This window comes from Bacillus sp. FSL K6-2861 (assembly GCF_038630725.1).
Lineage (GTDB): Bacteria > Bacillota > Bacilli > Bacillales > Bacillaceae > Bacillus > Bacillus velezensis.
This window is the reverse complement of the sequence record NZ_CP152037.1, coordinates 2,893,948-2,906,536: the sequence shown is the minus strand read 5'-3', so window position 1 is coordinate 2,906,536 and position 12,589 is coordinate 2,893,948. Positions and strand designations below refer to the sequence as shown.

At 47.9% G+C, this 12,589-nt stretch carries 12 protein-coding genes; 10 read left to right on the top strand and 2 right to left on the bottom strand.

The window, feature by feature from the left end:
• Positions 1 to 19: 19 nt before the first annotated feature.
• The gene (rnhC, locus tag NYE62_RS14340; protein WP_144663898.1) at positions 20 to 961 is read right to left on the bottom strand and encodes a ribonuclease HIII; all 942 of its coding nucleotides are present in this window, start codon (positions 959 to 961) and stop codon (positions 20 to 22) included.
• Between the two features lie 133 nt (positions 962 to 1,094).
• Here rnhC and zapA point away from each other — a divergent pair, with 133 nt between their 5' ends.
• The 5 genes from zapA (at position 1,095) to NYE62_RS14315 (ending at position 6,510) form a co-directional block, all read left to right on the top strand.
• The gene (gene zapA / locus NYE62_RS14335; RefSeq protein ID WP_007408114.1) at positions 1,095 to 1,352 is read left to right on the top strand and encodes a cell division protein ZapA; all 258 of its coding nucleotides are present in this window, start codon (positions 1,095 to 1,097) and stop codon (positions 1,350 to 1,352) included.
• A gap of 7 nt (positions 1,353 to 1,359) precedes the next feature.
• A complete protein-coding gene (locus tag NYE62_RS14330; RefSeq protein WP_144663899.1) occupies positions 1,360 to 1,893 on the top strand; it encodes a CvpA family protein in 534 nt (177 codons plus the stop codon).
• A gap of 105 nt (positions 1,894 to 1,998) precedes the next feature.
• Positions 1,999 to 3,711 (top strand): DNA polymerase/3'-5' exonuclease PolX, encoded by a 1,713-nt coding sequence (polX, locus tag NYE62_RS14325; protein WP_342497016.1) that lies wholly within the window; start codon positions 1,999 to 2,001, stop codon positions 3,709 to 3,711.
• Positions 3,712 to 3,731: 20 nt separating this feature from the next.
• On the top strand, positions 3,732 to 6,089 hold the full coding sequence (locus tag NYE62_RS14320; RefSeq protein ID WP_144663900.1) for an endonuclease MutS2: 2,358 nt from the start codon (positions 3,732 to 3,734) through the stop codon (positions 6,087 to 6,089).
• 16 nt (positions 6,090 to 6,105) lie between these two features.
• Entirely contained in the window at positions 6,106 to 6,510 is a 405-nt protein-coding gene (locus tag NYE62_RS14315; RefSeq protein ID WP_003152541.1) for a DUF350 domain-containing protein, read from the top strand.
• 138 nt (positions 6,511 to 6,648) lie between these two features.
• Here the strand turns inward: NYE62_RS14315 and NYE62_RS14310 are convergent, their stop codons facing one another.
• Positions 6,649 to 7,323 (bottom strand): DUF2711 family protein, encoded by a 675-nt coding sequence (locus NYE62_RS14310; RefSeq protein ID WP_203249388.1) that lies wholly within the window; start codon positions 7,321 to 7,323, stop codon positions 6,649 to 6,651.
• Positions 7,324 to 7,428: 105 nt separating this feature from the next.
• Here NYE62_RS14310 and NYE62_RS14305 point away from each other — a divergent pair, with 105 nt between their 5' ends.
• From NYE62_RS14305 to NYE62_RS14285, 5 genes are all read left to right on the top strand, one after another.
• Positions 7,429 to 9,117 carry an AMP-binding protein gene (locus NYE62_RS14305; protein ID WP_342497015.1) on the top strand — a complete coding sequence of 563 codons (1,689 nt, stop codon included), beginning with the start codon at positions 7,429 to 7,431 and terminating at the stop codon, positions 9,115 to 9,117.
• Positions 9,118 to 9,205: 88 nt separating this feature from the next.
• Positions 9,206 to 9,790 (top strand): TetR/AcrR family transcriptional regulator, encoded by a 585-nt coding sequence (locus tag NYE62_RS14300; protein WP_007408119.1) that lies wholly within the window; start codon positions 9,206 to 9,208, stop codon positions 9,788 to 9,790.
• 13 nt (positions 9,791 to 9,803) lie between these two features.
• Positions 9,804 to 10,583 carry an enoyl-CoA hydratase gene (locus NYE62_RS14295; RefSeq protein ID WP_015417952.1) on the top strand — a complete coding sequence of 260 codons (780 nt, stop codon included), beginning with the start codon at positions 9,804 to 9,806 and terminating at the stop codon, positions 10,581 to 10,583.
• A gap of 13 nt (positions 10,584 to 10,596) precedes the next feature.
• Complete coding sequence (locus NYE62_RS14290; protein ID WP_007408121.1) at positions 10,597 to 11,370, top strand: electron transfer flavoprotein subunit beta/FixA family protein; 774 nt, start codon at positions 10,597 to 10,599, stop codon at positions 11,368 to 11,370.
• A gap of 31 nt (positions 11,371 to 11,401) precedes the next feature.
• Complete coding sequence (locus tag NYE62_RS14285) at positions 11,402 to 12,379, top strand: electron transfer flavoprotein subunit alpha/FixB family protein (protein WP_015417950.1); 978 nt, start codon at positions 11,402 to 11,404, stop codon at positions 12,377 to 12,379.
• Positions 12,380 to 12,589: the final 210 nt, after the last annotated feature.

Sequence of the window (12,589 nt, the reverse complement as noted above, 5' to 3'; positions counted from 1 at the left end):
CACTCTGCAAGCTTTTTTATTATGACCGCTTCCGTTCAACAAGGCGTTTCGCTTTTTGCGTATTGGCAAAATGAAGTTTGGTGAACGTTCTGAGCGCACCTTCTCCCTTATTGATGATCAGCTTGGCGGCAGCTTCATCGACGTGGGGCCCCGCGCCTTTCGGAATCGTCATCCCAGCCTCTCGGGAAAGCTTATCCATTTCAATTAAGAAAGAATATCGCGCAATGATAGAGGCTGCGGCGACGGAAAGATGTATGCTTTCCGCTTTCGTGCTGAAAAACGTTTTTTCTTTTACGATATCCCGTCCGGAAAGATGCTTAAAATAAATGCCGGGCTCTGCGAATTGGTCAATCAGAATCGCTTCCGGTTTAACGCCGTTCATTTTTTTCAGCAGATTGGAAATCGCCTGATTATGAAGGAGCGCCTTCATTTTTCCTTGGCTCATGCCTTTTTCCTGCATCTGATTGTATTTTTCGTTTTTTAACACAAGCAGGCTGTAAGGGATGGTTTTAATTAACAGTTTGGCGATTTCAATAATCTGCGGATCTTTTAAATCCTTCGAATCCTTCACACCGAGTTCTTTCATTAAAGAGAGCTTTGATTTGTCTGCGTAGGCGCAGGCAACCGTTATCGGCCCGAAGTAATCGCCTGTTCCGACTTCATCAGAGCCGATCACTGACATGGAGGCAATGCCCGCCGGGGGAGCGTAAAGCGGGTCGGCCGCTTTTTTGACGGTTTTCTTTGATTTCGGCGCCTCAGCCGTTCCCCAGCGGGCCGCTTCTGTGCCGGCGTTTTTTCCTTGAAAGAGAACCTTGCCCGAGCGGTAGGCTGTAATGGTACAGCCCGGAGGCTTGGCCTGGAAGACGGCGCCCTGCGGAACGGCGGGAGTAAGGGAGCCGGCATAGGATTGTTTCATTTGTTCCATAGCGGAAGCGGATACTTTTATAACAGAATGGGACACGATATAATCTCCTTTTTTGGCACTTTTCACTGTATATACCAGTGTATCATAACAGCCCGAGGCTCGTCTTTCCATTCAAACGATAATCGTGGTATGATAGGAACTAGGATTCTCGCGGAATGGAGGAGAAACGTTGTCTGACGGCAAAAAAACCAAAACGACAGTAAACATTTACGGCCAGCACTTCACCATTATCGGGGAAGAAAGCAAAGCGCATATGCGCCATGTGGCCGGAGTGGTTGATGATAAAATGAGAGAAATCAACGAGAAAAATCCATATCTTGATATAAATAAGCTCGCTGTATTGACTGCGGTCAATGTCGTGCATGATTATATGAAACTGCAAGAAAAATATGAAATACTGGAGCGGCAGCTTAAAGAAAAGGAATGAACACCATATGATAGATATCATCATCTTAGTTTTGCTCTTAATGGGCACATTGCTTGGATTAAAAAGAGGATTTATCCTCCAATTTATATATTTAACGAGTTTCATCCTCTCGATTGCGTTTGCGGCGCTTTTTTACAAAAACCTGGCCCCGCATCTGAGCTTTATACCCGCGCCTGATTTTTCCGGCGGGCAGGCGGCTCTGTCTTTTATTAAAGGAAACGTAGAGACGGCTTATTACAACGCGATCGCGTTTGTCATTTTGTTTATCATCGCAAAGATTCTGCTCCGGATTATCGGAGCGGCGCTTAATATCATCGCCGGCATTCCGGTCATTAAACAGATCAACAAACTGATGGGCGGGGTGCTTGGGTTTCTGGAAGTCTATTTATTTGCGTTTATCCTGTTATACGTCGCATCCGTACTGCCGGTAAGCGCGCTTCAGGATATGCTCGCACAATCGACGCTTGCAAATATCATCACACATCATACGCCGTATCTGTCAGGGCTCCTGCAAGAACTGTGGGCCCAGTACGGGGCATAAAAAACTTCTCTTGACCGGAGAAGTTTTTTTCAAGCTCTGCGTCAGTTGTGCCGGAGGAGAAAAATTTGTATGATGAAAAGCAGGAAACGACTGGGGGTTAACAGTATGCATAAAAAAGATATCATCAGGCTGCTTGAAACGATTGCGGTCTATATGGAACTGAAAGGGGACAACCCGTTTAAAATATCAGCCTTCCGAAAAGCGGCAGCGGCGCTTGAGCAGGATGACCGCAGCCTGTCGGAAATCGACGACATGATGTCTTTATCCGGAATCGGAAAAGGCACCTACGGCGTCATTCGTGAATATATGCAGGAAGGTGTGTCCGGCACGCTTCTCCAATTGCAGAAAGAAGTTCCGGAAGGCTTGGTTCCTCTTTTGAAGCTTCCGGGCCTCGGCGGCAAAAAAATCGCCAAGCTGTATCAGGAACTGGGCGTTCATGACGCGGAATCGCTGAAAGAAGCATGCGAGCAGCAAAAAGTACAGGGGCTCGCCGGTTTCGGAAAAAAAACGGAGGAGAAAATCCTTCAGGCTCTCGGAGAAGCCGGAAAACAGCCGGAACGGTTTCCGATCGGCTATGCGCTCAGCATTGCTTCAGTAATTGAAGAACATTTGGCCCGGCTGACGGATATTCAGAAATATTCCCGGGCCGGCAGTCTCAGAAGAGCGCGGGAAACCGTAAAAGATCTGGATTACATTATCGCTACAGATCATCCGGAGGCTGTCAGAGAACAGCTTCTTTCTCTCCCGAACGTAAAAGACGTGATAGCGAGCGGGGATACAAAAGTATCAGTCATCCTGACCTTTGAATATGAGACGAGTGTGGATTTCCGGCTTGTGACAGAGGAACAGTTTGCCACCACACTGCATCATTTTACCGGTTCTAAAGATCACAACATTAAAATGCGCCAGCTGGCGAAAGAGCGCGGTGAACGGATCAGTGAATACGGAGTAGAAACCATAGAAACGGGAGACGTCAAAACATTCCCGAGCGAAGAAGCGTTTTACGCCCACTTCGGTCTGCCGTTTATTCCTCCTGAACTCAGAGAAAGCGGTCAGGAGGTCGACACGTACCGGGAAGAAACGGATCTTGTGGAGCATAAAGCGATAAAAGGCGATCTCCACATGCACTCAGCCTGGAGTGACGGCGCTTTTTCCATCAGAGAAATGGCAGAAGCGTGTATGGCAAAAGGCTATCAGTACATGGCGATCACCGACCATTCCCAATATTTAAAGGTAGCCAACGGGTTAACGGCCGAACGGCTCAAAAAACAGGCGGAAGAAATTGACGCGTTAAATGCTGAATTTGAAAATTTTCATATTTTTAAAGGCGTAGAAATGGACATTCTCCCCGACGGTTCGCTTGATTATGATGACAGTGTTCTGTCGGAAATGGATCTTGTCATCGCATCTATTCATTCAAGCTTCAGCCAGCCGGAGCATGTCATTATGAAACGGCTTGAACAGGCGCTGACGAATAAGCACGTGGACATTATCGCCCACCCGACGGGACGCCTGATCGGCAGACGGGTCGGCTATGAAGTCGACATCGACATGCTGATTGAACTCGCCGCCAAAACAAATACGGCGCTTGAACTGAATGCAAACCCCGCGCGCCTTGATTTACGGACTGAGCATCTGATCAAAGCAAATGAAAAAGGCGTGACTTTGGTCATTAATACCGATGCCCATAATATCGAGATGCTCGATGATATGAAAACGGGCGTGACCGCTGCGCGCAAAGGGTGGACGGAGACAAAACATGTGTTAAACGCCCGGCCGCTACACGAGGTCAAAGCATTTCTGACGCGCAATGATTAAGTAAGGAGGATCACAAAACCGTGCAGCAAAAAGTGTTATCATCACTTGAATTTCATAAAGTAAAAGAACAGATTACCGCACATGCCGCCTCATCGCTCGGCCGGGAGAAGCTTCTGCAGCTGAAACCTTTGACGGATCTCTCAGACATTCAAAAACAGCTGGATGAAGTCGAAGAAGCATCCGCGGTCATGCGCTTGAGAGGCCATGCTCCGTTCGGCGGTCTGACCGACATAAGATCCGCTTTACGGCGGGCGGAAATCGGCAGTGTGCTGACGCCGGCGGAATTCACCGAATTGTCCGGGCTGCTGTATGCAGTTAAACAAATGAAGCATTTTATCAGCCAAATGACAGAAGACGGCGTCGGCATTCCGCTGATACAGGCCCATGCAGAAGAACTGATTACATTGGGCGATTTGGAAAGGGAGATTAACTCCTGCATTGATGACCATGGTGAAGTGCTTGATCATGCGTCTCCCGCTTTAAGGGGAATCCGCACGCAGCTCAGGACGCTTGAATCAAGAGTCAGAGACCGGCTTGAATCGATGCTGCGTTCATCTTCCGCTTCTAAAATGCTGTCTGACACCATCGTTACGATTCGGAATGACCGCTTTGTCATCCCGGTCAAACAGGAATACAGATCAAGCTACGGCGGAATTGTCCACGATACATCTTCATCCGGTGCGACACTGTTTATTGAACCGCAGGCGATCGTAGATATGAACAACTCGCTTCAGCAGGCGAAAGTAAAAGAAAAACAGGAAATCGAACGGATTCTCCGGATGCTGACGGAGCATACGGCTGAACACACACAAGAAATCGCTCAAGATGTGGAAGTGCTGCAGACACTGGATTTCATTTTCGCTAAAGCGAGATACGCAAAAGCGATGAAGGCGACAAAACCACTCATGAACGGAGACGGTTTTATCCGTCTTAAAAAAGCGCGCCATCCGCTGCTGCCCCAAGATCAAGTCGTGGCCAACGATATTGAACTGGGCGGAGATTATTCAACGATCGTCATCACGGGACCGAATACGGGCGGTAAAACCGTTACGTTAAAAACACTCGGGCTGCTGACGATAATGGCGCAGGCAGGATTGCACATACCGGCTGATGAGGGATCGGAAGCAGCAGTATTTGACAATGTGTTTGCCGATATCGGCGATGAACAGTCGATCGAACAAAGTCTGAGTACGTTCTCATCCCACATGGTCAATATCGTCAATATTTTAAAAGACGTGTCTGAAAACAGTCTTGTGCTGTTTGATGAACTCGGTGCCGGAACAGATCCGCAGGAAGGAGCGGCGCTTGCCATGAGCATCCTTGACGAAGTTCACCGGACAAACGCCAGAGTGCTTGCGACAACCCATTATCCGGAACTGAAAGCATACGGATATAACAGACAAGGCGTCATGAATGCCAGCGTTGAATTTGACATTGAAACACTTTCGCCTACCTATAAGCTTCTGATCGGAGTGCCGGGCCGAAGCAACGCATTTGAAATCTCAAGACGCCTTGGGCTTCCGGAGCATATCATCGGCCAGGCGAAGTCAGAAATGACCGCCGAACATAACGAAGTCGATCTGATGATCGCATCGCTTGAAAAAAGCAAAAAAAGAGCGGATGAAGAGCTTTCTGAAACCGAATCAATCAGAAAAGAAGCAGAAAAACTGCACAAAGAGCTTCAGCAGCAAATCATTGAGCTGAACGCCCAAAAAGATAAAATGATGGAAGAAGCCGAGCAGAAAGCTGCGGAAAAACTGGAAGCCGCCGCAAATGAAGCCGAACAGATTATCCGCGAGCTCAGGTCCATCAAGCAAGAACACAGATCCTTTAAGGAACACGAGCTGATTGACGCCAAAAAACGTCTCGGAGACGCGATGCCGGCTTTTGAAAAATCAAAGCAGCCGGAAAGAAAGACAGAGAAAAAACGCGAGCTCAAGCCGGGCGACGAAGTAAAGGTGCTCACATTCGGACAAAAAGGGGCGCTGCTTGAGAAAACCGGCGAGAAAGAATGGAACGTCCAAATCGGCATCCTCAAAATGAAGGTGAAGGAAAAAGATCTTGAGTTTCTCAAATCGGCTCCTGAACCGAAAAAAGAAAAAGCAATCACCGCCGTAAAAGGGAAGGATTATCACGTATCCCTTGAACTTGACCTCAGGGGAGAGCGTTACGAAAACGCCCTCAGCCGCGTCGAAAAATATTTAGATGACGCGGTGCTTGCCGGCCATCCGAGAGTGTCCATCATTCACGGAAAAGGCACGGGCGCCCTCCGAAAAGGGGTGCAGGATCTTCTGAAAAACCACCGCAGCGTGAAAAGCTCGCGGTTCGGGGAAGCGGGAGAAGGAGGATCAGGCGTAACGATTGTCGAACTAAAATAAAAAGGGAGTAAACGTCATGAATGCTTTTTGGGAAAATGAGCTTGTTGAAATCGCGGCTTATTACAGTGTAGCCGTCTTGTGTCTCGTCATTTTTCTGACCGTGTTTGAATTGGTGACATCCTATAAGAACTGGGTGGAAATCCAAAAAGGCAATCTTGCGGTGGCAATGGCGACCGGAGGGAAAATTCTCGGTATCGCAAATGTCTTTCAGCACAGCATCGCCCAGCATAATTCGCTTTTGCAAATGATCGGCTGGGGCGTATACGGATTTATTATGCTTTTAATCAGCTATTTTATCTTTGAATTTCTGACGCCCCGGTTTAAAATTGATAAAGAAATTGAAAAAGATAACAGAGCTGTCGGCTTTATTTCATTTGTCATCTCAGTCGGCCTGTCATTTGTGGTGGCCGCCGGGATTTAAGGGGACGGGGAAAAATGGAGAAGCTTGCGAAAGTGCTGCTGTCGGCAGCGGGAATTTTTCTGTTCATCGGACTTATTTATCTGGTCATGACATCTTAATACTGAAAAAAGGCTGCCGAACTAAAATCGGCGGCCTTTTTTATTGAGAATACCAGTTTATGCAGGCCGTATCAGAGCAAATGACGGCTTCCCAACTCATGGCGCGGATGACAGACGGCATGTCTTGATCTTCCATAAGAAAAAGTGTCGTAAAAGAATCATATAGGCTCATAAAAGCGGCGCGCCGTTTTTCGTCGGCAATGATCATGTCAGCCCGCAGCAGTCCGCATACATCCGAAGCCGCCGTTTGATTGAGTGAAAATATGCCTTTCTCTTCGACCGGCTCATAATAAGTGCAGCGCTTTATGCCTTTTGAACGGAACACATCCAAAAGTCCCGGAATTAAAAATGGTGAAGTGACATCATCGCTCGGCAAGTACAGATCGGGATGAAGCCGATTAAACAGCCTGGCGGATTCAGGATGTGCATATTCATCCCGAAGTGCCGTGGCAGCAGTCATAAGCGCAAGCGCCGTCTCTTTTTCAGAGCGCAATCCGCAAACGGTCATGACGGATTGCCAGGAAACGGGTCTGCCCATCGCGATGATCTCCTCATCACTCGGATACATATGTTCATAAGGCCGTTTGCGCTTTTGCTCTTCCCACCCATCCGGCATCCGGACAAAGGGATGGAGCAAAAAGGCGGCCGACGTAAACGGCTTCGGCAGCTGGCGCAGGATAGGAACTCCCTCTTCAAAATGCAGCGTTTCCAGCAAACTCAACACCTCCTGAAACTCGAAATTTCACATGAAACGCTTTCCAATTCCAATCACCCTTCTGCTATAATAATAGCGTATAGGAAAACAGAAGGGAGAGGTATTATGCAGTCTGAAAAGCCATGGCTTTCTCAATATCCCGAAGAGATTCCGCATGAGCTTGAATTTACTGATCAAACCCTGCCATCCAATCTGACAAACTCCGCAGCCCTATTCCCGAACCATACCGCCATTTATTTTCTCGGAAAAAAACTCACATTCCAGGACGTTCTCACAGATTCGTTAAAGCTAGCCGCTTTTTTACGCAAAACAGGCCTGAAAAAAGGTGACAGAGCCGCCATTATGCTGCCCAATTGTCCGCAGTCGGTCATCGCTTTTTACGGCGTATTGTTTGCCGGCGGCATTGTCGTTCAGACCAATCCTCTCTACACGGAACACGAGCTTGAGTATCAGCTGAAAGACAGTGCGCCGCGCGTGATCATCACCCTCGATATGCTGTTTCCGAAAGTGATAAAAATGAAAACGTTATCACTCGTCGAACGCATTATTACAACAAGTATAAAAGATTTTTTGCCGTTTCCGAAAAATATGCTTTATACGCTCACACAAAAACAACAGGTGCATATTGATTATGACGGCTGCGAACAAATTCACAAATTAGCGGATATTTTAAAAAACGAAAGAGCGGAGGAAGCGGAGCGATTTGATATTGACCCTGCCCATGACATCGCCGTGCTTCAATACACGGGCGGAACAACCGGCTATCCGAAAGGCGTCATGCTCACACACCGGAACATTCAGGCTAACACAGAAATGTGCGCCGCCTGGATGTACAAAATGAAAAAGGGAGCCGAAAAGGTGCTCGGCATCGTGCCTTTTTTTCATGTGTACGGATTGACCGCCGTGCTCAATTTTTCCATTATGCAGGGATGTGAAATGATCCTTCTTCCTAAATTTAATCCTTTGGATACCCTGAAAACAATCGATAGGCTGAAGCCGACGGTTTTTCCCGGGGCGCCGACGATTTACATCGGGCTGTTGCATCACCCGGAGCTGAATAAGTATGATTTGTCCTCCATTGAAAGCTGTCCGAGCGGTTCAGCGGCGCTGCCGGTTGAGGTCAAACAGAAATTTGAAAAAGTGACCGGAGGAAAGCTTGTGGAAGGCTACGGATTATCCGAAGCATCACCGGTTACCCATTCAAACTTCATTTGGGGAAAAAATAAACCAGGCAGCATCGGCTGTCCCTGGCCCAATACCGACGCCGGAATCTATTCAGAAGAAAAAGGCGGGCTTGCGGGGCCGTATGAACACGGCGAGCTGATCGTAAAAGGCCCTCAGGTCATGAAAGGATACTGGAATAAGCAGGAGGAGACGGCGCGTGTCATCAGAGACGGCTGGCTGTTTACCGGAGATATGGGATATATGGATGAGGAAGGATTTTTCTACATCGCCGACAGGAAAAAAGACATCATCATTGCCGGCGGATACAACATTTACCCCCGGGAGGTGGAGGAGGCGCTTTATGAGCATGAAGCCGTTCAGGAAATCGTCGTAGCGGGCGTCCCTGATTCCTACAGAGGGGAAACGGTGAAAGCATTTATCGTTTTGAAAAAAGGCGCCGAGGCAGATGCCGATGAGCTTAATGCGTTTGCAAGAGAGCGGCTTGCGCCGTACAAAGTCCCGAAGCTTTACGAATTCAGAAAAGAGCTTCCGAAAACGGCCGTCGGAAAAATATTAAGAAGGCGTTTAGTCGAAGAGGAAGATGCATCCCGTGAAAACAAGGTGCCTTAAAAGAAAAACTTGACAAAATCCGGATTCCTTTTTATCATGAAGTTATGAATGAATAGTCATTCATTTATCGAAGGAAGGAACGATGACATTGAACCAAAAACGGCCAAAGTATATGCAGATTATTGATGCAGCAGTAGAAGTCATAGCGGAAAACGGCTATCACCAATCACAGGTGTCCAAAATCGCCAAGCAGGCCGGCGTTGCGGACGGCACCATCTATTTATATTTCAAAAACAAAGAGGATATACTCATTTCTCTTTTTAAAGAAAAGATGGGCCAGTTCATTGAACGCATGGAAGAAGAAGTGAAAGAAAAAACGACGGCAAAAGAAAAACTCGCTCTCGTTATTAAGCAGCATTTCACACTGCTCGGCAACGACCGCCACCTCGCGATTGTGACCCAGCTTGAGCTCAGACAGTCAAATATCAAGCTGCGCCTGAAAATCAATGATATTTTAAAAGGTTATTTAAACATGCTGGACACCATTTTGACCGAAGGAATCAAGTCGGGGGAATGGAAAGACAATCTCGACGTCCGCCTCGCCCGGCAGATGATATTCGGGACGATAGATGAAACAGTGACAACATGGGTGATGAACGATCAGAAATATGATCTTCCGGATTTGTCAGACAAGGTATTGGAGCTGTTGGTGTCAGGAATTCATCAAAACTAAAGGGGGTTGACGGATGAACAGCCTTTCGATGGCGGTAGAACAATCTGTTGCGGTGATCACCATTAATCATCAGCCGGCCAACGCGCTGTCCGGTGCGGTTTTAGATGAGTTATCCGGTCTGTTCGACCGGTGTGAAACAGATGACAGCGTCAGAAGCATCATCATTCGCGGTGAGGGGAAATTTTTCTCGGCGGGCGCCGATATAAAGGAATTTACGTCGCTTGAAAATCTTGAGCAATCTTCTGCCATGGCGGATAAAGGCCAGCAGCTGATGGAAAGAATTGAAGGGTTTCCGAAGCCCGTTATCGCAGCGATTCACGGCGCTGCGCTCGGAGGCGGTCTTGAGCTAGCCATGGCCTGCCATATCAGAATCGCTACATTAGATGCAAAGCTCGGCCTGCCCGAGCTGAATCTCGGCATTATTCCGGGCTTTGCCGGGACGCAGCGGCTTCCCCGGTACGTCGGTACGGCGAAAGCGCTTGAAATGATCGGCACTTCAGAACCTGTGACCGGAGAAGAAGCGCTCAGCCTCGGGCTTGTCACGATAGGCGCCGAACATGAGGAAGAGCTGCTGAAAAAGGCGAAAACGCTCGCGGGCAAGTTTGCGGAAAAAAGCCCGCAGTCGATGGCTTATCTGCTTGAGCTCCTTTATTCAAATAAGATCTATTCTTATGACGGCGGCTTAAAGCTTGAAGCAAAGCGCTTTGGGGAAGCATTTGCATCAGATGACGCAAAAGAAGGCATTCAGGCATTTCTCGAAAAAAGAAAGCCTCAATTCGGTGGGCGAAGATAAAGGGGATAAGATTATGAATCTATTTGTACTGATGAAACGGACGTTTGACACAGAAGAGAAAATCGTCATTGAAGCAGGAAAGATTCAGGAGGACGGGGCCGAATTTATCATTAATCCATATGATGAATACGCCATTGAAGAAGCCATTCAGCTGAAGGAAGAGCACGGCGGAACCGTTACCGCCGTAACCGTCGGCGGAGAAGATGCGGAGAAAGAACTGAGAACCGCCCTTGCGATGGGCTGTGACCAGGCGGTGTTAATCAATATTGAAGATGATCTGAGCGATCCTGACCAATACTCCATTTCAACTATCTTATATCATTATTTCAAGGACCGGGAATATGATCTGATTCTCGGCGGAAATGTCGCGATTGACGGCGGTTCAGGCCAAGTGGCTCCAAGGCTTGCCGAACTGCTGAACATTCCTTGCGTCACAACGATCACAAAACTGACAATCAGCGGCGATGAAGCTGTGGCAGAGAAAGACAATGAAGGGGATACCGAAATCATTAAAACCTCACTTCCTTTAGTCATCACGGCACAGCAAGGCTTAAACGAGCCGCGCTATCCGTCGCTTCCGGGCATTATGAAGGCGAAGAAAAAACCGCTGGAAGAACTTGAGCTCGATGACCTCGACATTGATGAAGATGATGCCGCACCGAAGCTCAAAACGATCGAACGTTTTCTGCCGCCGCAAAAAGAAGCGGGCAGACTGATCGAAGGAGAAGCCGCTGAGCAGGCGAAAGAGCTTGTGTCACTGCTGAGAAAAGAAGCCAAAGTCGTATAAACCGATATTAAAGAAACTGGGGGATGTCAGAATGGGAAAAAAAGTGATCGTACTCGGAGAAATTCGTGACGGCGCCTTACGGAACGTCACCTTTGAAGCCATAGCCGCAGGCAAAACCATTTCCGGCGGAGGAAATGTCATCGGCGTGCTGATGGGAAAAGGCGCAGCTGATGCAGCACCAGAACTCATTCAGTACGGCGCCGACAAAGTATTTACGGCCGATTCGCCGGGGCTTTCTCAGTATACGGCGGACGGATATGCCGCGGTTCTCGGGGATCTGATCGAAAATGAAAAGCCTGATGCGGTTATTTTCGGCCACACTTCTATGGGAAAAGATTTGTCACCTAAGCTTGCGGCCCGGTTTGAAACGGGGCTGATTTCAGACAGCACGGATGTAAGCGTTACCGGAGACAACATCGTTTTTACAAGACCGATCTATTCCGGCAAAGCCTTTGAACAGGTAATTTCAACCGATCCGTTCATTTTGGCGACGATTCGTCCGAATAATATTCAGGCATTAGAAAAAGACGCGAGCCGGACGGGTGATATCGAAGAGCTTGCGGCGCCTCCGGCAGATTTGCGGACGGTCATTGAAGAAGTAGTCAAAAAAACGGCGGACGGCGTGGATTTATCAGAAGCGAAAATTATCGTAGCAGGCGGCCGCGGTGTAAAAAGCAAAGATGGATTTGAACCGTTAAAAGAACTTGCCGAGGTGCTCGGAGCAGCGGTGGGCGCTTCACGCGGCGCGTGTGACGCGGACTATTGCGATTATTCCCTTCAAATCGGCCAGACGGGAAAAGTCGTCACGCCGGATTTGTATATCGCCTGCGGCATTTCCGGAGCGATTCAGCACTTGGCGGGCATGTCAAATAGTAAGGTCATTGTTGCCATTAACAAAGACCCGGAAGCGGAAATATTTAAAATAGCGGACTACGGAATTGTCGGCGATTTGTTCGAAGTGGTTCCGCTTCTGACCCAAGAATTTAAAAATGCCAATATTCATTCATAATCATAAACCCTCTGGCTTATTTGTCAGAGGGTTTTAATTTGTGTTAATTGGTTCGTACAAATTAAAGGTTTATAAAATAAGAGATTGACATGTACGAACCAATATAATAAGCTTTTGTAAAGCGCTTACAAACTTATCCATTCAGCATACATCCCAGATACATAGATTGGCTGTAGTGCTTTCATTCTTATTAAGGGAAAGGAATGATCA

What these genes read in the sequence shown, in the direction of transcription:
- NYE62_RS14330 (WP_144663899.1), top strand. Translation starts at nt 1,360, where the DNA reads ATGATAGATATCATCATCTTAGTTTTGCTCTTAATGGGCACATTGCTT.
- polX (WP_342497016.1), top strand. Translation starts at nt 1,999, where the DNA reads ATGCATAAAAAAGATATCATCAGGCTGCTTGAAACGATTGCGGTCTAT.
- NYE62_RS14285 (WP_015417950.1), top strand. Translation starts at nt 11,402, where the DNA reads ATGGGAAAAAAAGTGATCGTACTCGGAGAAATTCGTGACGGCGCCTTA.
- NYE62_RS14315 (WP_003152541.1), top strand. Translation starts at nt 6,106, where the DNA reads ATGAATGCTTTTTGGGAAAATGAGCTTGTTGAAATCGCGGCTTATTAC.
- NYE62_RS14295 (WP_015417952.1), top strand. Translation starts at nt 9,804, where the DNA reads ATGAACAGCCTTTCGATGGCGGTAGAACAATCTGTTGCGGTGATCACC.
- NYE62_RS14305 (WP_342497015.1), top strand. Translation starts at nt 7,429, where the DNA reads ATGCAGTCTGAAAAGCCATGGCTTTCTCAATATCCCGAAGAGATTCCG.
- NYE62_RS14290 (WP_007408121.1), top strand. Translation starts at nt 10,597, where the DNA reads ATGAATCTATTTGTACTGATGAAACGGACGTTTGACACAGAAGAGAAA.